The 21,080-nt window shown below is 46.1% G+C and carries 20 protein-coding genes; 13 read left to right on the top strand and 7 right to left on the bottom strand.

All coding sequences use genetic code 11. The features are described from left to right. Positions 1-483 (top strand): IS3 family transposase (locus tag T494_RS0107825; protein WP_028505820.1); only part of this gene is annotated, 483 nt, incomplete at its 5' end. A gap of 100 nt (positions 484-583) precedes the next feature. Here the strand turns inward: T494_RS0107825 and T494_RS14010 are convergent. From T494_RS14010 to T494_RS0107800, 5 genes are all read right to left on the bottom strand, one after another. Then, positions 584-2,218 carry a hypothetical protein gene (locus T494_RS14010; RefSeq protein ID WP_197021140.1) on the bottom strand — a complete coding sequence of 545 codons (1,635 nt, stop codon included), beginning with the start codon at positions 2,216-2,218 and terminating at the stop codon, positions 584-586. A gap of 262 nt (positions 2,219-2,480) precedes the next feature. Further along, positions 2,481-2,930, bottom strand: coding sequence for a transcriptional regulator NrdR (nrdR, locus tag T494_RS0107815; protein ID WP_028505819.1), 450 nt, complete (start codon positions 2,928-2,930; stop codon positions 2,481-2,483). 280 nt (positions 2,931-3,210) lie between these two features. Then, positions 3,211-3,483, bottom strand: coding sequence for a sporulation transcriptional regulator SpoIIID (spoIIID, locus tag T494_RS0107810; RefSeq protein WP_028505818.1), 273 nt, complete (start codon positions 3,481-3,483; stop codon positions 3,211-3,213). Positions 3,484-3,566: 83 nt separating this feature from the next. Beyond that, positions 3,567-3,779: a DUF1653 domain-containing protein gene (locus T494_RS0107805; RefSeq protein ID WP_028505817.1), complete on the bottom strand. Its 213-nt coding sequence runs from the start codon at positions 3,777-3,779 to the stop codon at positions 3,567-3,569. Between the two features lie 12 nt (positions 3,780-3,791). Further along, positions 3,792-4,583, bottom strand: a complete 792-nt coding sequence (locus T494_RS0107800) for an alpha/beta hydrolase (protein ID WP_028505816.1) — start codon at positions 4,581-4,583, stop codon at positions 3,792-3,794. Positions 4,584-4,805: 222 nt separating this feature from the next. Here T494_RS0107800 and T494_RS12670 point away from each other — a divergent pair, with 222 nt between their 5' ends. From T494_RS12670 to T494_RS0107750, 10 genes are all read left to right on the top strand, one after another. Further along, positions 4,806-6,749 (top strand): polysaccharide biosynthesis C-terminal domain-containing protein, encoded by a 1,944-nt coding sequence (locus T494_RS12670; RefSeq protein WP_051540225.1) that lies wholly within the window; start codon positions 4,806-4,808, stop codon positions 6,747-6,749. Positions 6,750-6,779: 30 nt separating this feature from the next. Next, positions 6,780-7,031 carry a YdbC family protein gene (locus tag T494_RS0107790; protein ID WP_028505815.1) on the top strand — a complete coding sequence of 84 codons (252 nt, stop codon included), beginning with the start codon at positions 6,780-6,782 and terminating at the stop codon, positions 7,029-7,031. Positions 7,032-7,211: 180 nt separating this feature from the next. Then, positions 7,212-8,480, top strand: a complete 1,269-nt coding sequence (locus T494_RS0107785) for an ROK family transcriptional regulator (RefSeq protein ID WP_242836412.1) — start codon at positions 7,212-7,214, stop codon at positions 8,478-8,480. Between the two features lie 140 nt (positions 8,481-8,620). Further along, positions 8,621-9,139 carry a MotA/TolQ/ExbB proton channel family protein gene (locus T494_RS0107780; RefSeq protein WP_028505813.1) on the top strand — a complete coding sequence of 173 codons (519 nt, stop codon included), beginning with the start codon at positions 8,621-8,623 and terminating at the stop codon, positions 9,137-9,139. Then, positions 9,136-9,738 (top strand): hypothetical protein, encoded by a 603-nt coding sequence (locus T494_RS0107775; RefSeq protein ID WP_028505812.1) that lies wholly within the window; start codon positions 9,136-9,138, stop codon positions 9,736-9,738. Before T494_RS0107780 ends, T494_RS0107775 begins: the two co-directional genes overlap by 4 nt. Before the next feature lie 18 nt (positions 9,739-9,756). Then, on the top strand, positions 9,757-10,278 hold the full coding sequence (locus T494_RS12665; RefSeq protein ID WP_037344267.1) for a hypothetical protein: 522 nt from the start codon (positions 9,757-9,759) through the stop codon (positions 10,276-10,278). Between the two features lie 31 nt (positions 10,279-10,309). Next, complete coding sequence (locus T494_RS0107765; RefSeq protein ID WP_051540223.1) at positions 10,310-11,155, top strand: patatin family protein; 846 nt, start codon at positions 10,310-10,312, stop codon at positions 11,153-11,155. A gap of 4 nt (positions 11,156-11,159) precedes the next feature. Beyond that, complete coding sequence (locus T494_RS0107760; protein WP_028505810.1) at positions 11,160-12,032, top strand: metallophosphoesterase; 873 nt, start codon at positions 11,160-11,162, stop codon at positions 12,030-12,032. Next, positions 12,025-13,398, top strand: a complete 1,374-nt coding sequence (locus T494_RS0107755; protein ID WP_028505809.1) for a Sapep family Mn(2+)-dependent dipeptidase — start codon at positions 12,025-12,027, stop codon at positions 13,396-13,398. The genes T494_RS0107760 and T494_RS0107755 overlap by 8 nt, the downstream gene beginning before the upstream one ends. 105 nt (positions 13,399-13,503) lie before the next feature. Continuing rightward, a complete protein-coding gene (locus tag T494_RS0107750; RefSeq protein ID WP_028505808.1) occupies positions 13,504-14,355 on the top strand; it encodes a prephenate dehydrogenase in 852 nt (283 codons plus the stop codon). Between the two features lie 36 nt (positions 14,356-14,391). Here T494_RS0107750 and T494_RS0107745 read toward each other — a convergent pair whose 3' ends face one another. Together T494_RS0107745 and T494_RS0107740 are read right to left on the bottom strand one after the other, a co-directional pair. Continuing rightward, positions 14,392-15,330: a DMT family transporter gene (locus T494_RS0107745; RefSeq protein ID WP_028505807.1), complete on the bottom strand. Its 939-nt coding sequence runs from the start codon at positions 15,328-15,330 to the stop codon at positions 14,392-14,394. Between the two features lie 113 nt (positions 15,331-15,443). Beyond that, a complete protein-coding gene (locus tag T494_RS0107740; RefSeq protein ID WP_028505806.1) occupies positions 15,444-18,143 on the bottom strand; it encodes an ABC transporter ATP-binding protein/permease in 2,700 nt (899 codons plus the stop codon). Between the two features lie 217 nt (positions 18,144-18,360). Between T494_RS0107740 and T494_RS0107735 the strand changes: the two genes are divergently transcribed. Both T494_RS0107735 and T494_RS0107730 read left to right on the top strand, forming a co-directional pair. Beyond that, positions 18,361-18,660, top strand: coding sequence for a hypothetical protein (locus tag T494_RS0107735; protein ID WP_028505805.1), 300 nt, complete (start codon positions 18,361-18,363; stop codon positions 18,658-18,660). A 78-nt stretch (positions 18,661-18,738) separates the two neighbouring features. Further along, positions 18,739-21,078, top strand: a complete 2,340-nt coding sequence (locus T494_RS0107730) for an FtsX-like permease family protein (RefSeq protein ID WP_197021139.1) — start codon at positions 18,739-18,741, stop codon at positions 21,076-21,078. The last annotated feature ends 2 nt before the right edge of the window (positions 21,079-21,080 follow it).

Genomic DNA, 21,080 nt, shown 5'->3' with positions numbered 1-21,080 from the left:
AAGCCAAATCAGAAATGGGTCACAGATGTGACAGAGTTTGCGCTGTTTGGTATCAAGCTGTATCTTTCTCCTATTATCGACCTTTTCAACGGCGAAGTTGTATCCTACAACCTGAGTTACCACCCTAATTTGAATCAAGTCACAGATATGCTTGAAAAGGCGTTTGCAAAGATACCCGACAATACAGGGTTGATACTGTATTCAGATCAAGGTTGGCAGTATCAGCATAAGCATTATCAGAAAATGCTTAAAGATAAAGGCATCAGGCAGAGTATGTCACGAAAGGGCAACTGTCTTGATAATGCCTGTGCAGAAAACTTCTTCGGATTACTCAAGACAGAATTGCTGTATTTACAAGAATTCACATCAATAGAACACTTCATATCCGAGCTTCATGCTTACATAGAGTGGTACAATACAAAACGCATAAAGCTTAAACTTAACGGTATGTCACCTATTGAATACAAATTCGCTGCCGCATGACAAAAGCGACCAAGATCTCTCTTAGTCGCTTTGCATATTTTTTCTTTAAAAAGTTTGTCTAACTTTTTGGGGTCAGTTCAAAACCGAGTGGTTTTTGTTTTTACCTGTTCCGGCTGTCCAGAGAGCTAAGGTCGATGTTGGACGTGTCAATAGCGTCCATTTCTCCCCAATTCTGAGCGGGAGCCTGCTGTTGCTGCTGCGGCTGCTGTTCATAAGCCTGCTGCTGTGGGTACTGCTGTTGCTGCTGGGGCTGCGCATAAGCCTGCTGCTGTGTATACTGCTGTTGCTGCGGCTGCTGTTCATAAGCCTGCTGCTGTGTATACTGCTGTTGCTGCTGGGGCTGCGCATAAGCCTGCTGCTGTGTATACTGCTGTTGCTGCTGCGGCTGCTCATTAGCCTGCTGCTGTGCGTACTGCTGTTGCTGCTGCGGCTGCTCATTAGCCTGCTCCTGCTGGGGCTGAGCCTGCTGAGCAAATCTGTTCACCCCGTTGCAGGCAAGGGGCTGGGGATAACCGAACATTCCATGAAGCGATGCGATATAATCAGCATCTACACGGACATTCTTAACTATTGCCGAATTAACTCTCTGATTGTTTTTTGCATTGTTTATCCTTGTATGCATAATAGTCAGATAGTTTTCATCGTAATTTCGGCTGTGACAGTAGCTGACGGTGTAATATGTATTCAGCGAGCCCATCTGCGGAAGCAGCGGCTGGAGCGTGAACAAGCTGTCTATGTCGTTTTTGAACGTAACCTTGAACTGATTTTCTCCGTTGGAATTTCCCGGGAAAGGATCCACAAACTTAAAGGAAAGCTGCGGCTTATCTGTAACAGCCCAGTCGTTATCGTTTTCGATAAACGGTGATGTAGCCCTTGCACGGACGATCGCCACTGCGGGGATAAACATAAGCAGCATCTCACCTATCCATGTGAGCCACAGAAATACACCTGTAACAGGGGTTTTGCTGCTTTTTGACGAGTAGCTGTGTCTGGAGCTCATGGTCCATCTTCCCTGGGTGTTTATAGAACGAATGTCGTCCCACAGCTCGCCGGGATGAACAAGCAGGAAGCCGATGTTATGCTTGGGCTGCTTTCTGTACTCATATGTAAATGTATAGGCGTTTTTGCCCCTCAGGTTCTGAACGGACTCTTTTATCTCCGAGTCATTTGTTCCCAGAATATTGTCCAGATCCATAAACTCCCAGACAGTTGCGTTTTTATTATAAAGATCCCTCTGTTTTGCAGGCAGAGAGTCCAGCTCAGATGTGGTCAGCTTTGTAAAGCTCTTGACCTTCAGACTTTTATAAGCGCTGACCACACGGCTCGGGTCATCGAAAAGTCCGTTTTGATCCATCTCGCTGTCGGTAAGTCCCAGGTAATACGAAGCAGCCGGACTGGTTTTCATGGAATCATAAATGTTCTTGTCATAATCCCTTGCCACGTAAACGCACCAATGGAAATAATAAACGAACAACATTGCGATAAGGGTGGCAAGCACAGCTATCATAGGATGGCGTATCTTATAGGTCTTTACAAAGAAATAACCTATACCTCCCACGGCAGCGCCGAAGCCTACTGTGATAAGAACGCACAGATAGATTATAGGTATAACTGCCTGAAGTACCACATACAGCCACGAAAGCAGTGCGCCTGTGATGAGCATTGAAAGGAACATCAGGATAAAACCTACGAATGAAAATGTGTTTGATGGCTTATAACTTACAGCCGGTCTCATAATTATTCTCCCCCTGAATATTATTGCGCTCAAAAGCATTATTCATTATATCACAAACGTTTTCGTAAATCAAGAGATTTTCCCATAAAAATGCAAAAAAACACCGTTGTGCACATTTGTGCCTGCGGTGTTTTCCTGCCATGCTAATGGTAAAAGCATTGATAGCTCTCTCTTGGGGTGCTTATATATCTGTACGCTCCCACTTTATAACACGCCCTCTCCCTTTGAAATGCAGAAAAGAAAGGGGCAGATACTATCCTTATTATTTTTCCGTATCCAGCTCGGAAATTATCTGAATGAAAGATTCAACGTCGCTGAAATCCTTATATACCGATGCAAAACGCACATACGCCACCAGGTCCAGCTTTTTAAGTCCGTGCAGGACCATATCGCCTATCTCGCTGGTGGTAGTTTCGGTCTGCATCTTGTTTGCATAGGTATTTTCTATATTATCTACCAGCGCAGTCATCTGCTCAACGCTTACAGGACGCTTCTTGATGGCTGTCTGGAGTCCCTTGATGAGCTTTGCTCTGTCAAAAGGCTCAAAGGAGCCGTCCTTTTTATACACCATAAGCATAGGCTTTTCAACTACCTCGTATGTAGTAAAGCGCTTTCCGCAGTTGGTGCACTCTCTTCTTCTTCTCTTTTTGCCCTCGCTGGGACGAGAGTCAATGACCTTGGTATCTTCAAATCCGCAAAAAGGACATTTCATAATTATACTCCTGTTCTATTCCGGGTCGTAATACTACAATCAGCATTATAACACACTTTTTTCAAAATTGCAAGCTATTTGTACAAAAAAATTCTCTTTATTGGAAAAATTTTTTCTTGTCCAATGTTTCCTCAGGGCAAAAACAGCTTATTTTCGCAATATATTGCAAATAATAAAATTACAGATAATATAAACTGTCCAAAAAATAGCCGTTTGTACAAAAAAGGGAGAGATACGCTCTCTCCCCTGCCTGTATATCATCTATATTCCCGCAGGCACGCTACTTTGCTTTTACAAGAAGCTCCTGACGCTTCTCGTATTTGTGCTTTGTTGCCATGCCGCCCCTTATATGTCTTTCACGTTTGTTTTCCTCAAGGATTTCCTTGACCTGCTTAAACAGCACCGGTGAAGCTTTTTTTAGTCGTTCGGTCAGATCCTTATGTACCGTGGACTTGCTTACACCGAAAACAGCAGCTGTGGCACGCACAGTGCCCTTGTGAGCTACAATATACTCTGCCAGCTGTACGCACCGTTCCTTCTCACGGTGATCCATAGAATATCACTCCAATACATTTTGGTGTATTAAAATATATGCAGTGATATTCAGGATATTACAGCAGTTTCACAACTGCGTTGTTACTGCTGTATATATTCAAACCTCTTAAAGGTCTTTCCGTCACGGGTTACGGTCTCATTCCACATTTCAGCAGGACGGACCCAAAGTTCCCCGTCCCCGTAAAGGGCACGGTAAACCACCATTTCCTCAAGGGTCTCCGAGTTCTTTGCTATGCCTATTACCTCATACATATTGCCCTTGAAGTGTCTGTATTTTCCTTTTCTGATCTCCATTTCATCCGCTCCTTACTCCGAAAAGAACGCAAAAACGTCCTTTTTCACCTGCGGCAGTTCGTCGTAGACCGCATGACCGTAGCCATCATATATCATCAGAGGGCAGCCAAGGGTACGGGCTGTATCCTTCAGGAGCTGCTTTGAAAAGATCCTGTCCTGTGCTCCGCCGACAACAACGGACGGGCACATGATGTTTTCCAGTGCACTGCGTCCATCAAAGCGCACTACCGCACCTGTCAGACGGATAAATCTTTGCAGCTCCTGTTCCGTTGCGCCGCAGACCGTATCGATTATTGCTTTTTCGTACTTTTCATAAAAGTCACGGGAGTATACCAGCCGGGCAAACATTCTGCCTGCGGTTTCAATTTCTCCGTTTTTAAAAAGCTCGCCTATCTCCCCCATTGCTTTTCCGGGCTCCTCCTCAATGTATGGTGCGGTGGAGATAAGCGCAAGCTTCTGCACAAGGTCTCCCCTTTGCGCCGCAAGGCACTGGGCGATCATTCCTCCTGTGGAAACGCCGTACACGCAGGCTTTCCCTACCCCCAGGGCATCGAGTGCATCGGCGGTGAGCGCTGCTGTTTGCTCTATGGTGCAGTTTTCATTCAAAGGCACCTGACGCTCAAAAACATAGAATGTATAATCCTCTGTAAAGTCGTCAAAAGCCAGTTTTACCGCTTCTGAAAGGGTCATGAGGCTTTTGGTGAAGATCCCAGGGAGCATGACCAGTGCTTTCTTTCCGCTGCCAAAGGAAAAATACGGTATCTCCGCAAATGGGAGAGTGACACTTGAGATTGTGATGCTCATATATCCGTCCTCCTTACTGTGTACTTTTATTTTCCGAATCGATTATACCACACAGTCCCGGCAAAATCAACAGCACTAAATGCAAAAAGCTTTTTTCACTTTTGCCGTTTTTACTGTTGCAAAAAAGGTTTGACTGTGGTATAATAATCAAATAGATGTCCACATACGGAAAGAAAAAGCGTTTTGTATGCGCATACAAATAAATCAAACAGAGGTATGAACATGTCTGACACAAAAGCTCCAAGCAGCTATCGCAAGTTGTTTTCAAACACGCTTGCATTTGCCATAGGATCTTTCAGCTCAAAAATACTTGTTTTACTGCTTATACCTATTTATACCAACGCCCTGTCACAATACGAGCTTGGTTTTACCGACCTGCTCACCCAGATAGCCAACTGGGCAATACCTATCGCTTCAATGACTATCGCAGAGGCGATAATTCGCTTTGGTCTTGACAAGGCTTACGACAAAAAAGCGGTATTCACCATTGGCAACGTGGTTTGCCTTGGCGGTCTGGCAGCTTTCGGAGTTCTCCAGTTTATCGTTATGATGACAGGAGTTGCCGACAGGTATCTGAAGGATTACGGCGTAATACTGTACCTATATATCTTCATGTCCAGCATGAAGACCCTTTATTCAACATACGTGCGGGCAATGGAAAAGGTCAAGCTTTTTGCCCTCAACGGCATAATCGCAACATTTTTCACTCTTTTATTCAACATTCTTTTCTTTACCGTCTTCCCCAAAGATTTTAAGTTCTTCGGCATAGGCGGAGTGCTGAGCACACCTATCGCAAAATATCTTCTCGCCATTGTCCTTGCGGATTTTATATCGGTGATCTTTTTGATGTTCACCTGCAAGCTTTGGCAGCATTTCGACATAAAGCGCTGGAACAAGGACCTTTACCGGGTCATGCTCCAGTATTCCCTTCCCCTTATACCCGCTCAGCTGCTGTGGCTTATAACCAACAGCTCCGACTCGTTCATGACAACGTATATTATGGGCGAGGACGCAAACGGCGTGCTGTCGGCGGCTTATAAGATACCTAACATAGTTGCAACGGTGTATCTTATGTTTGGGCAGGCGTGGAATATGTCCGCCATTACCGAAAACGAATCAAAGGACAGAAACAAATTCTACGAGAATGTCTTTGATTTCAACCAGAGCCTCATCTATATCCTGGCAGGCGGCTGCCTGCTGGTGATACAGCCCCTTACCAATCTGATGATCGGCAAGGATTTCAGAGACTGCATGAACTACTCTCCTATCCTCATCTATTCATCGGTTTTCTCCTGTTTCACCACTTTTATGGGCTCCATTTATATCGCAACAAAGAAGTCAAAGCGTTCCCTTTTCACCAGCCTTATATCCGGCGTTGTAAACGTAGCTCTGAACCTTATCCTTATACCGAGGATAGGACTTTACGGACCGGCAATATCTACCGTTGCAGCTTACTTCTCCGTTTTTATCGCCCGGTATATAGATTCACGCTATCTTATCCCTTTTAAGATAAACATAAAAAAACTGGTGCTGAGCAACATTCTTCTTGTGGCGATGACAGTTCTGAACGTCATGTTCCCACGGTTCCTGGATAACCTGGAAATTACCGACTTACCCATTGCCGCAGCAATGCTGCTGCTGTTTGCAATGATATTTGTTTACAACGCAAAGTCCCTTACAGGACTTATGAGCAGATTTCTCCCAAGAAAAGTTGTTGAGCACTTTGAAAACGCATCCTTCTTCAAGGACGTCGTTGCATTCTGCGTTGCTATGATACTGTTCGGAGTTATCGGTGCAGGCATATATAAAAAAGTGCTGGGAATTACGGAGATACTTGCTTTGTGCGCAGCTTTGCTGCTGGGTGCGGTGGTAAGGAAAAAGCGCTGGCTGGGCTACATGATGATGCTGCCGGTGCTGGGGATCGTTTTTTCACAATGGGGATTTTTCGCCGCAGCTGTCTTCTGTGCAGTGGTAATGGTCCCATGCCTTGTAGTCAGAAAGCAGCTGTTTGAAATGGTTTGCCTTACCGCTATCACCGCCGCTATCACAGGGTATTATATCAGACCCTTGTTCGCAGTTTTCATCATACTTTTGTTTATACCATGCTATGTGCTTGCATTCTCGGAAGAGATAGGGGCATTTATCCGTAAATCAGTCAATAAATAAGCTAAAAATAAATAATTGGAGGTCTTGAAAATGGCAGAGCTTAAATACGAGATAAAGGAAAATATCGGTGTGCTGTCGGAAAACGCAAAGGGCTGGACAAAGGAGCTCAACCTTATAAGCTGGAACGACAGAGAGCCAAAGTACGACATCAGAGAATGGAATCCCGATCACACCAGAATGGGCAAGGGAGTCACCCTTTCAACAGAGGAATTTGAAAACCTCAGAAAGCTCATCAACGGTGAAGAGATCGAGGACGACATCGACGAGGAAAAGATAATATGACGATCTGCAGCCCCTTGCCTTGACGGCAGGGGGATCTTTTTGCCTCGGTGTTAATTGAACAATATTAACAAAATGTAAAAAATGCAGAATGGTTAAATTATAATCGAATGTTAATTTTACGTTCAAAAAATGCTGTTATAATTTGTTGTGACAGTAAACAAAATAAGTTTGCAGGATCAAATGACTATTTACGCCGGAGGCAATGATAATATGGAACAGCATGGAATAAGCAAACTGGATCTGAAAAGGCGCAACCGTATGCAGGTCCTTAAAATACTGAAAACCCGTGGACCAACGTCAAGGATCGATATTGCCGGAACGCTTGAGCTTACAAGGGCTGCCGTCACTATCATCACCAACGAAATGATAGAACAGGGCATAATCCAGGAAATAGGCGAATACAGACACGTTACGGAAAAAGCACCAAGAGGCAGGAAAAAGATACTAATAGATATAAACCACCACTATAAATTCGTGGTCGGCGTAAGCATTGAGGATAATCTCATCAGCGTAGGTCTGTCCACACTTTCCGGTGCCGTTCTTGACAAGCGAAACAACGAGATCAACGATAAAACTGAGTATAGTGAGATAGAGGATTTTATAATCAGCTCCATCAAGGAGATCCTTTCGGACAACTGCCTTACCGCCGAGAATATTCTGGGTATCGGCTTTGGCATATTCCCCACAATGTACCAAAAGCTCGGGATAAAGGTGACCGATTCGGATCCGGATTACTCCACCGTCTTCGCAAAGGTGAGAAAGTTCACCCAGCTTCCGCTGGTATTTGATAATTCCGTTAAGGGCACGGCTATGGCAAACATCGATTTCCAGAAAACAAAGGATGTCAACCGCCACAATATTGCCTTTCTTCACTACGGAAAGACTATCCACTTTGTTGTTACCAACCTCAACGAGCCTATCGTTTCCTATGACAACCGTACCAACTTCGTGGATAAAATGATAATCAATCCTAACTCCGACACGGTATGTGAGTGCGGAAGGCGTGGCTGCGTGGAGAACGAGCTTACACCACAGGCAACTATGCGCAAGATCAAAGAGGTATTCTCGCAGGAGCAGACTCCTTTTCTTTATGCCGCTGCAAGAGGAAACTTTGACAACGTTACCACGGAAATGGTCAACGCTTCCTATGACAAGGGCGACGAGAGTATTGTAAAGATCATCAATGAGCGTTTCAGGCTCACAGCTGTTTTGCTCAACAATCTTTATTTCTCCACCAACCCTCAGAAGATAGTGCTTCACAACTTCAATTTTCACGACGAAAAAGAATTCCAGATGCTGAAAAATGCTATCACCGAAGTGGGCGGATCGTATGTTTCAAGCAAGATAGAGCTTTCCATAATCGAGGACAAGCACAGATTCCTCTCCGGATGTGCTCTTGCCATCAGAGAGCTGTTCTTCAACAAGGGCGGTTTTGAGACAAAAAACTGATAAGATTTCCAAATACAAACTGTTTACGGTGCCGTATAAAATACGGCACTTATTTTTTCTAAAAACCAACATTATGTGACAAATAGCCTTGATTTTTGGAGGCGAGTGTGGTATTATGTAATTTGGGGGTGGATATCCTTATGAAAAGTTTTTTCTCGGTCATATTCATGAATCTCTGGGGCTTTGACCTTATCATATTTCTCGTGGCTGTTTTCACGGGATTTGTTTATTACTCAACTAAAAATTCAGCGGACAGACTTTACAAAAAACTGCATCTCACCGTCTTTGTCCCCGACGCCCGCTCATCAAGCCAGGAAGCTGAGGGCGAGGTGTCAAGGCTGAAGGAGACCGATGTGGTCGACATGAGGAACCATACCGGCAAGCTTTATTCCCTTTTTGTGAACCTTACGGGCATATTCCCGCTTCTTGGTATCCTTGGCACGGTCATTTCACTTCTTGGAATGGTAAGCGATATGAGCAATGTTCAGGGTAACTTTTACGGTGCGCTGACATCTACCTTCTGGGGACTGATCTTTTCCATTATCTTTAAGCTCCTGGACGGTGTTGTGGCTGCAAAGATAGAGGACAACGAGAAAAACGTCCAGCTGTTTCTGGAGCGCAATTCTTCTAATCCCGTTGAGGCAAGAGAGATCGTATGAATACTTTTCGCAAAAACAAAGGTATCATCATCGAGCTGACCAGCCTGCTTGATATTATCATGATAATGCTTTTCTGGGTAATGCTCAACATCTCAAACAGCGCACAGGACGTTGAGAAAAAGGCGCAGGAAAAAATAGATGCGGCTGAGTCCCGGGTCGTGCAGGCTCAGCAGGATGCAAGCTCCCGGATCGAAAAGGCTCGTGAGGATGCAAAGGCACAGGTCGCTCAGGCTGAGGAGCGCAACAAGGAGAATACTGCTGCCGTGGTGAAAATGCAGAGTGCCCTTGACGGCTTCAACAGCGGAATGATGGTGAGCATAGAAATGAAATATGCCGACAGCAAAGATACGCTGTACATATCCCAGAACGGAGGCACACCGGTGAGCGTTGCCATAGGAGATGACCTTTCAAAGGACATTGTAAACGCTCTGAATTCCTATGGTCTGGACAAGGATTCCATAATCCTTGCGGCGTTTATCTATGACGGCGACAAGGTGCTTTACAGAGATGTGAACCGTGTTCAGGACATTCTCAGCACGGTGAAGGGCAACTACAAGAATCTGTACTTTACACATATCAATTCATCAAAATCCAATTAGAAAAAGGAGATAATGAAAATGAGCATTGAAAGAGATGTAGAAAAAAAGTATATCGACGAACTGGAAAGAAAGAATAAAAAGCTTAAAAAGAGAAAGAAAAAGAGACTGCTTATAATGCTTCTTATCCTTTTGCTGCTTTTGCTGGCTTTCTTCCTGCTGCGCTTTGGCTTCGGCTGGGGAACAGGAAAAGGCTCTGACGGCAGCGAAGCAGGTGCCGACAGCCCAAGCTCATCAAGCGAAAAGGTAACCACCGCAGAGGCTCCTGTTTATGTTGACGTTAAGGTCAGCGGAAGCTCCTACATTTACGAGAATCAGGTCAAGACTCTGGACGAGATAAAGGCTACCATCTCCACAATGAAGGACAACGTTGTTATCAGGATAACTGACGACAACGCCACAAAGAACGCAATGGACGACCTCACCAAGATGCTGGGAGAGGTGGACCGCAAGTATCAGCGTGTTGAGGGCAGCACCTCATCGGATTCAGGCTCGTCAGACAGCTCCTCCTCAGACAGCTCATCTGAGAGCAAAAAGGAATAAGACATAATTTCTCCCGAAAGGACATATAATAATGTTGGGTATAACTTTTGAGGGCGGTGCAAGCAGGACTGTATACAGCTGCGGCATTATGGACGCTTTGCTTGAGGAAGGAATATACGCAGACTACGCTATCGGTGTTTCGGCGGGCGCAGCCTTTGGTGTAAGCTATGCTTCAAAACAGATAGGAAGGAATTACACTCTCGCCACCGAGATAATGAACCGCAAGGAGTATATGGGGCCCCACAATCTGCTGGACCCGAAAAACAAGTGCTACTACGGTCTGAAATACGCCTTTGATACTGTACCCAACGAGATCCTGCCCTTTGATTACGATGCCTTTGAGAAATCAAACGGCTTTACTGCCGTGGTGACAAATATCGAGACCGGGGAGGCTGAATATCTTGAAGTTCCCGCCGACGATAAACAATGGAACGTTCTGAAAGCTACCTGTGCTCTGCCATTGCTTTTCCCTGTTATCCGGATAGGCGGAAAAAAATACATGGACGGCGGCATTGCAGATTCTATCCCATACAAGCAGGCTATAAAGGCAGGCTGCGATAAGAACATCGTTGTCCTTACCAGACCTCTTGGCTATCTCAAACAAACAGAAAAGATAACAGCGCTTGCTTTGGCAAAATATCGCCGCTATCCACGCTTCTGCAAGGCTATGCAAACAAGGGCAAGCCGTTATAACAAGTGCATCGCAGAGCTTATGGAGCTTAAACAGCAGGGCAAGGTGTTTGTCTTTACACCAAAGACCGCTTTCGGAGTGGGCAGGGTGGAGAACGATCCCCAAAAGCTCAAAAGGCTTTACGACCACGGATACAAGCACGCCAGATGGGCGATGAACGATCTGAAGAAATATCTTGACAGGTGATACAATGTCTAAAAAAACAGTATTTGGTCTGCTTCTGGCATCTGTCGGAGCAGGCTGTTTTCTTGTAGGAAACAGAGAGGTGAAAGTGAATAAGAGGGAGCTGTACTGCCCGGCTCTGCCAATAAGCTTTGAGGGCAAGCGGCTGCTTATCCTTTCAGATCTGCACAAGAAACGCTATGGCGACAACTTTAACAACATCATGGCTTACTGCAAGTGCCAAAGCCCCGACTACATCTTTTTCCTGGGGGATCTTTTCAGCCGTGACGAAACGGATATGCGCCCGAAGGCGTATTTTATGTCATGCTTGCAGTCCATAGCACCTACCTATTACATTGTGGGTAATCATGAGCTTTTCCAGCCGGAATGTCTGGCGGCTCTGCGGGAGAAGCTCACCCGGATAGGTGTGACAGTGCTGTGCAACGAAAAGATCACGCTCACAGAGAACAAAGAGCATATAAATCTTTACGGTCTGAAGCTGCCTTTGAGATATTATATCAACAGCAGCTGGCACTACAACGATCTTCCTGTGCCAACGGTGGATTATCTGGAAAGCAAACTGGGAAAGGCTGATACAGACAGTTGCAATTTTCTCCTTGCTCACAATCCGTTCTTTTTTGAACAGTATGCACAGTGGGGCGCAGACGTGACATTTTCCGGTCACTGTCACGGCGGGATAGTAAGGCTGCCTTTTATAGGAGGGCTGCTTTCTCCGGAGAGAAAATTTTTCCCAAAATACACAAAGGGGATCTACAACAGCAAGACATATGCAGAGCAAAGAAAAATGGTGGTTACATCCGGACTGGGAAAGTTCAGATTAAATAATCCCTCGGAAATACTGGTTTGTACACTTAGAAAAGGGTGTGAAAAAAATGCTTGAATACAAGCAGGAGTTTGAAAAATACTTTGAAAGTCACATGGACGAAATAGTTGCCTCGCTGGGAGAGATAATCGGAATAGAAAGCGTCGCCACACTTGACAGCAGCGTTAAACCTTTCGGCGAAGGGTCGGCAAAGGCACTCAAATGGGGTGAGGACTTCCTCAGAGGGCTTGGAATGAAAACAAAAAACGTGGACAACTACGCTGTTCACGGGGATTTCAAGGAGGGCGAGCCTGTGCTGGCTATTCTTTCCCACCTTGATACTGTTCCTGCCGGTGAAGGCTGGAGCTATGACCCTTTCAAGCTCACATGCAAAGACGGTATCCTTTACGGCAGGGGAACTATCGACGACAAGGGTCCCAGCGTTGCGGTGCTGTACGCAGTTAAGGCAATAAGAGATCTTAACATCCCCATAAACCGCAATTTCAGAGTTGTTTTCGGCGGGTTTGAAGAAGGGGGCTGCGATGACATAAAGTACTATCAGAAAAAATATCCATTCCCTGAATATGTCTTTACCCCCGACGGTACATTCCCTGTTCTTAACTGCGAAAAAGGCATGATACATCTGACTTTCAGGGGAACATCTGACGACGGCAGCAGGCGTGTGGACCACCTTAAAGCCGGCACGGTCATAAACGCTGTCCCCGGCAAGGCGGAGTTTATTCTTTCCGGCATCACCATGCAGGAAATGAAAGATGCCTGCCACGAGTCTGAGGGTTTTGATCTGCTGCTTGAAACGGAAAGCGGAAAGCTTTGCGGTGTCATAACAGGAAGATCCGCCCACGCTTCTTTGCCGCAGAACGGACTGAACACGGCGACTGCACTCACACAAGCATTTTCCCAGCTTGGCATATCAGGATTTGACAAACTTTCAAGGATATTCGTCCACGGGGATCTGAGCGGAAAGGCGATCGGTCTGGGATTTGCTGACGAAATATCGGGAGATATGACCTGCGTGCTTACACAGCTGGAAAAGCAGGGACAGCAGATCAAAGGCGGAGTAGATATACGCTTCCCCATCAACAAGACCTCGGATGAGATATATTCAATTATAAAGAATACCCTTGAAGGATCGGGATTTGAGATAACCTCTCTTGAACGCATGGAGCCACACTATGTTGACGAAAACTGCCGCTTGGTGCAGACACTGCTGAAGGTTTACGAGGGCGTCAGCGGCAAAAAGGGAGAATGCAGAGCGGAAGGCGGCATTACCTATGTTCACAACACACCGGGAGCTGTGGCTTTCGGTGCAGAGTTCCCCTGGGAGAACAACAATATGCACGGTGCCGATGAGCACATACGTCTTGAGACCTTCAAAGCCAATCTGAATATGTACGCCAATGCCATTGTAGAGCTTACAAAATAGCAAGCCCGCTGTTCAAGGCATTTTACTGCCTGCCCCGTCTTGACAAAACGGGGCTTTTGTGTTATCCTCTACTAAGTAAAAGCGTAAAGTGAAGGGAGAATGGGTATGAAGATCGCAATAGTTGGTCTGGGACTTATAGGCGGCTCGCTGGCTAAGGCAATTAAAAAGCACACGTCTCACAGCTGCTTTGGTCTTGACATTGACCGTGGTGCGGTCAGTGCTGCTCTGGAGCAGGAAGCGATCGACGGTGAGATAACTGCGGACAGGCTTGACAGCTGCGACGTGGTAATTGTCAGTCTTCACCCCGTTCAGACCATAAATGTTATACTTGATTACAAGGACAAGTTCAGAAAAGGCGGCATAGTTATTGATACCTGCGGCGTCAAAGGCGAGATCGTAAAGGCGGTCGAAAAGCCGCTTGCTGACTGCGGTGTAAGCTTTATCGGCTGCCACCCAATGGCAGGACGGGAGTTTTCCGGCTTTGCTTACTCCGTGGACAACCTTTTTGAAAAGGCAAGCTTTATTATGACCCCCACAGAGAACAGCTCGGAAAGTGCCGTAAAAACAGTTTCGGATCTGGCTTACGAGATGGGCTTTGCAAAGGTAGTCCGTTCCACCTGTGACGAACACGACAAGATAATCGCATACACCTCACAGCTTGCCCATGTGGTGTCAAGCAGCTATGTTAAAAGCCCAAGTCTGCTGCGTGAAACAGGTTTTTCCGCAGGCTCATTCAAGGATCTCACAAGGGTGGCAAAGCTCAACGAGGATATGTGGACTCCCCTGTTTCTGATGAACAAAGAGCCGCTGGTAGATGAGCTTGACCATATAATTGCACGGCTCAGCGAGTACCGTGATGCAATAGCCTGCGAGGACTCTCAGCAGCTTCACAGACTGCTCAAAGAAGGCAGAGAGCTCAAGGAGCTTTCAAACGCCAAAAGTGCAGGAGAAAAATAACAGCAAGAAAAAAGCCCCTGTCTATCAGGGGCATTATTATTTGACGCTGCTTTGTTTCAGATTCACAACGGTTATTCCTGCGGCGATAAGAAGCAGCGAAACAATGTGCCTTACACCCAGCTGTCCCCCTTCACCCAGCAGCAATGCAGACAGCACTACGCCAAGAACAGGTGTCATAAAGCCAAAGACAGATATCTTTGACACGTCGTTCTTTTTAAGAAGCAGTCCCCAAAGGGTATATGCCACGCTTGAAACAAGGGCAAGATACACCAGCATAAGTACAGCCTTTGTTGCATCATCAGGGTTTACAGCCACGCTTTCACCGCTCAGACACAGCCCGCCATGACCGATAACAGTCATGACCACGCCGCCGAAGACAAACTGATAGCCGCTGAAAATGACCGTATCATGCTGTTGAGAATAAAGCTTTATAAGATTTGAGGACACGCCGTAGCAAAGTGCCGACAGCGCAACCAGTCCGTCTCCCAGAGGGCTGAAGGAAAACCCCTGCGATGAAAGATTGATAATCAGCACACCCGAAAATCCAAGCAGGCACCCAAGGATCTTCCCAGGTGTGAGCTTTTCCATATGCATCACAAGTGCAGCGATGATTATTGCAAAAAAAGTGGTCAGCGAGTCAACTACCGCAGAATTGACACCGCCTGTATGCGCAAGTCCAAGGTAGAAAAACACATACTGCCCTATAGTCTGAAAGGCAGACAGCAGCATTATCTTCGGCATTTCATTTGCCTTTGGCAAAAGCAGTTTCCTGCGGGCAATGCTTGCAAAGAGTATGACCAGAAAGCCTGCAAGGAAAAACCTCACTCCTGCAAATCTGATTATGCGCCAGGTATCGCTGCCCTGTATCCCCCAGAGGCGGTAGCCTATCTTTATTCCCGGGAATGCGCTTGCCCACAAAAAACAGCAAAGCAGCGCTCCTGCAAAGACTGCTGCTTGTATTTTTAATCTTTTCATTTTTACACGTCCCGTTAGTTCAAAGCTTTCTATATGATACTATATTTACAGCTAAAAGTCAAATCCAAAAGGTCCGTACTCTTTTTTCGGGTACAGACCTTTTTTCATATCTTCTATTCTGTTCGCAGGGCGATGACAGGGTCTTTTTTTGCCGCACGCTTTGCGGGTATAAAGCCGCCTATCATGGTTATTGCCATGCTTATAAGTATCAGCACAACGCTGTACAATATCGGAAGTCTTGCGGTGACATCTACCCCCTGGGCAAGCCGTTTGATAATGGAATTTATGGGGAAAAGCAGTATCTCAGAGAGAATGACTCCAAGTGCACCTGAGCAAAAGCCGATTATGAAAGTCTCTGCGTTGAACACCCGGGAGATATTGCGCTTGGAAGCACCAAGTGCTCTGAGTATCCCTATCTCCTTTGTTCTTTCAAGCACGGAAATGTGGGTGATGATCCCTATCATTATGCTTGATACCACCAGCGACACGGCAACAAATGCCACGAGCACATAGGTTATTGCGTTTACGATAGAGGTTATGGACTCGGTTATAAGCGCAACATAGTCGGTATAGGTTATAGCCTTGTCGCTTTCAACGGAGTCGTTATAATCCTGGATACACTGGTTTATCTTATCCTTATCCTCAAAGCTGTCGCAGTATATATTTATTGATGACGGGGAATCCAGGCTGACCTTGCCGAAGGACTCCATATTGTCTTTGTAGGATGTACCTGCGATAAACCGGTCATAGACCTGGATAAGCAGCGTCCTGCTCTCCTCGGAGGCTACCATCCGGTCAAGCAGCTTTGCCATTTCGTTTTCGTCTGTCTGGTCGGAAACATCTATGCCGCTGTAATACATAGCCATTGTGTAGAGGCTGGCTTTGTCTCCCACTCCCAGAGATGCAATGTACTTTCGTGCATCTGCTACCTTTGCGTTATCGTCGGCAGCGTCAAACTTCATTCCTGTGAGCACATTTATGTCCTTCGACGCTTCCTGCGCCATGACTACCTGGCTGGCATCGGTATGCTCTATTATATAATTTGTCAGCGCAGAGTTATAGCCTATGACCGAATCAATATCTACGGTTATGTCCTCTTTTTCCCTGACTATTCCCGATATTTTAACGGGTATGGCACTTTTTATCAGCCTTTGCTCGTCAAGCTCGCTGACTGTGGTAAATCTGCCGTCTGCGCCTTTTACATATCTGTCGCAGGCAGGCACAATATAAAATGTTCTTTGGCAGACCTGCTCGTAGGAGAACATCTTTTCCCCTGCGTTTTCGCCGCTGCTTATCTTATCGGCTATCTCGGTATACTCCTCTGCGGTGATGATCCCAAGCTGATAAAGTGCCTCGGCAGAGACCGAGCTGTTTTCGTCAAGGGCAAGCACAACCTCATTGTACTCACTGCACCACTCACCGTAAACAAGGTCATAATTATTTTTTATGGCACTGCTCACCACCTGGCTGCCTGTGCCTTTCATTATCTCGGTAAAGTTCTTTGCACCGGAACCGGTGGTGCCGTTGAGAGATGAGAGCACCGATGTAGGATTGCTGCTGTTATTTCCGCCGGAGCTGCGTTTATCTCCTATTTTATCCGGATCCGCACTGCTGTTGACAAGCCTGTTTTTGCTGTCATAGCTGAACACCTCAAAGCTCAGATCATAGGTATAGATCACCCCGTTTTCACCAAGATACTTGCGTATATCGCTTTGGGGATCGTCAAGATATTTCTTGAATGAAGTAAGATCGTTATCCATTACACTGGAGCGGCGTGTATGCCTTCGCTCAAGCCTGTTGTAGCTGGCATACACCGCACCGCTGTGCTTTTCCCGGTTTTCATCTGCCTTCTTGCGGCTGTTGTTAAGTGCGTTTATGTCCACAGCTCTGCTGGTTATGGTGATGGGGTACGACAGCATGGTCTCCTTCTGCTTTTCGTAGATATATGTATTCACACCTGTGGAAAGGGCGAGTATAAGCGCAATTCCGATAATTCCGATAGAACCTGCAAAGGACGTAAGTATGGTCCTTCCCTTTTTGGTCCGCAGATTATTAAAGCTCAGGGCAAGAGACGTACGAAAGCTCATTCCGGCTTTGCCCTGTTTTGCCACTTTGTCCTTTTCCGCCTTTTGCGGACTAAACGGATCGCTGTCATCGGTCACGCACCCGTCTTTGAGTCTGATTATCCTTGTGGCATACTCCTGGGCAAGCTCGGGGTTGTGGGTCACCATCACCACAAGTCTGTCCTTTGCCACCTCTTTCAGAAGCTCCATTACCTGTATAGATGTCTGTGAGTCAAGGGCACCGGTTGGCTCATCCGCAAGAAGTATATCCGGGTCATTAACAAGCGCACGGGCAATAGCCACACGCTGCATCTGTCCACCGGAGAGCTGGTTGGGCCTTTTGTGCATATGCTCCCCAAGTCCCACATCTTCAAGGGCTTTTTTCGCACGTTTTTTTCTTTCGCTCCTTGACACTCCGCCGATAGTCAGTGCCAGCTCCACATTTGCCAGCACAGACTGATGCTGTATCAGATTATAGCTTTGAAACACAAAGCCTATGGAGTGGTTTCGGTAGGAGTCCCAGTCTTTATTTTTATAGTCCTTGGTGGATACCGAATTGATAATAAGGTCGCCGCTGTCATATCTGTCAAGTCCGCCGATAATGTTCAGAAGTGTGGTCTTGCCGCTTCCCGATGGTCCAAGCACCGCAACGAACTCGCTGTCACGCAGATCAAGGCTCACATCGTCCAGTGCTTTCTGCACCAGCGAACCCGTTTTGTACTGCTTTGATATATTTCTGATCTGAAGCATTTTTATTCGCTCCTCTCTTATACAATAATATACCATAACGCCTTACTTTCGTCAACGATTTAATTATTAAATCTCCAAGAAATGCCTATGGCAGACTCGGCATAAACCACGCAGATATGCCGTTTTTTATTTTAAGGATTTTTTAAGAATTTCCATGTTATACTTTAGTCACACTAAGAGATACACCACCACAGATAACTGAAAGGAGACGACAAAAATGACAAAAACAACTTTTATCAACAGACTTGCTCAGCAGTCAGGACTTACAAACGAACAAAGTACAACCGTAATAAACCTCATCGAGAATCACAACATCCTTTCCAATTCAGAAAAAGAAGCTATCATAGCACACATCGCCTCTGAGCTTGATCTGGACAGCACAAAGGCAAAGTCAGTGTACAGCAGCATAAAGCAGATAATTTACAGCGAGATAAAGAGCCAGACGGTAAAGTGGATCGCAGGCACAGCGGTTATAGTTGTTGCAGGCATAATCGTTTTCAGGCTTAGAAAGAAATAAGCATAGACAATAAAGGGAGCAAGGGAGAGAAAAATGTTTTTTACTATCTTAAAAAAAGACCTCAAAAGAGGCAGGACGATGAACACGATAATCCTGCTGTTCATCATCATCTCGGTAATGTTCATATCGGGAAGCGTAAACAGTATGATAGCATCGACATCATCGCTGGATAAATACTTTGACAATGCGGGCATCACCGATGTTATGTGCGCAACATACAACAGGACGGAGACACAGACAGTTGAGCAGGTGCTCGAAGAAAAAGCCAAGGATAAGTATTCAAAGATAGAATATGAGCCGATGTGGTTCATGGATCCCGACGAGATCAGATTCAATGACGGCAGCAAGACAGACTTCACATCAACAACAGACCTTATGCCTATCGGCGGAACAAAGCTCAATTACTTTGACAAGGACAAGAACAAGATAACCGAGGTCAAAAAGGGCGAGATACTCATCGCAAACAAGTATGATGCTCAGGGCGGAATAAAGGTCGGCGACACGCTGAAGTTCAAGCTCGGCGATGTTGAAAAGGAATTCAAGGTAGCAGGAACATTCTACGATGCAGGTATGGGCTCGTCTCTCATGGGCAACGGCAGAATGATACTCAACGACGAGGACGCAGAGCCTTTTATGAAAGAGGCTGATAAGCTCGGTGTATCGGGCAAGTTCTACTTTATCAATACCGAATATTCAGACGACATCATCGACACGCTCAACAAGTCAGACCTGAGCCTTGTGTTCTGCGGAAAGAGAGATTTCATCAAGTCATCATACATCTTTGATATGATAGTTTCTCTGCTGCTTTTAGCAGTAAGTGCGATACTCGTCATCGTAGCTCTTATCGTTCTGAGATTCACGATCTCATTCACACTCTCATCTGAGTTCAGAGAGATAGGCGTTATGAAGGCTATCGGTCTTGGCAACCTCAAGATCAGAAGCCAGTACCTTGTAAAGTACCTCGCTATCTCGGTAGTTGCAGCAGTGATCGGAACAGCTCTGAGCTTCCCGTTCGGAAGTCTGCTGACAGACATCTCGGCAAGCTCGATAATGGTTGAATCAAGCAGCAATCCTATCATAAACATCATCTGCGGCATCGCAGTCGTTGCAGTTATAATGCTGTTCGCACTGCTCTGCACAAAAAAGGCAAACAAGCTCTCCCCTGTCGATGCGATCAGAAACGGCGAGACAGGCGAAAGATTCAAGAGAAAGGGCTTCCTCAGACTTTCAAAGTCAAGACTGGGCACAACATCTTTCATGGCATCAAACGACGTTATGAGCGCACCAAAGAGATTTCTTATCATCATCGTGGTATTCGCTCTGACGATGCTGCCGATACAGTTCCTCGACATCTGTGCAGATACTCTCAACAGCAAGGAAATGCTCTCGCTGCTTGCATGTGTACCAAGTGACGCTGCATTCAACGACAACGACAACACCTATATGAACACCAAGGACGGCAGCGGAAAGCAGATGCTCACAGACAGGTTCAGGAAAATGGAGCAGACACTCGCTGAAAACGGTATGCCGGCAAGAGTATACAGAGAAGAGATGCTCGCAGCAAAGCAGGAATTCAATGGCAAGACTACCAAGGTCACCACGATACAGGGCGTAAACAACGCCGCAGACGAACATATTTACACCAAGGGCAGCGCTCCGGCGAATGCAAACGAGGTAGCGGTCCAGCCAAACACAGCAAAGGATCTCGGCGCTGACATCGGCGACACTATCACAGTTACGATAGGCGGCAAGAAATACGAGCTTATCATCTCGGGTATGTACGATGCAATGATAAACATGGGACAGAGCATCAGACTTCACGAGGATCTCGATGTTGACTACAACTTCTCAAGCGGCTGCTTCAGCACACAGATCAGGTTCACAGACGACCCCAGCGACAAGGAAGTTGAAGATCGCATCGAAAAGATCAAGGAGCTGTTCCCGGAGGTAAGCGATGTAAAGACAGGCGCAAAGCTCGCACAGGACATCACATCGGTAGGACCTCTGTTCGACACTATCAAGATCTTCTTCCTGATCCTTTCGGCAGCTATCGTTATCATGGTAGCAGTTCTTATGGAAAGATCAATGGTCATCAAGGAGACAGGCGAGATCGCAACAATGAAGGCTATCGGCTTCAAAGACGACAAGATAATCAAGTGGCACACAAAGAGATTCATCATCACAGGCGTTATCTCAGCAGTTATCGCAGGCGTGCTCGCACTGCCGGTATCAAAGCTGATAGGCAATCCGATATTCAGTTTCATGGGTGTAAATCAGGGCGTTAAGTATTCAATGAACACACTCAGGGTCGCAGTAGGCTACCCCGTACTGATAATGATACTCATGGCGATAAGCGTATGGATAACGGCGGCTTACACAAAAAGGATAACAGCACAGCAGACATCAAGCATAGAATAAGA

It is taken from the genome of Ruminococcus sp. FC2018 (genome assembly GCF_000621805.1).
Lineage (GTDB): Bacteria > Bacillota > Clostridia > Oscillospirales > Ruminococcaceae > Hominimerdicola.
The sequence above is the reverse complement of the archived record's forward strand: the minus strand, read 5'-3'. Positions and strand labels throughout refer to the sequence as shown.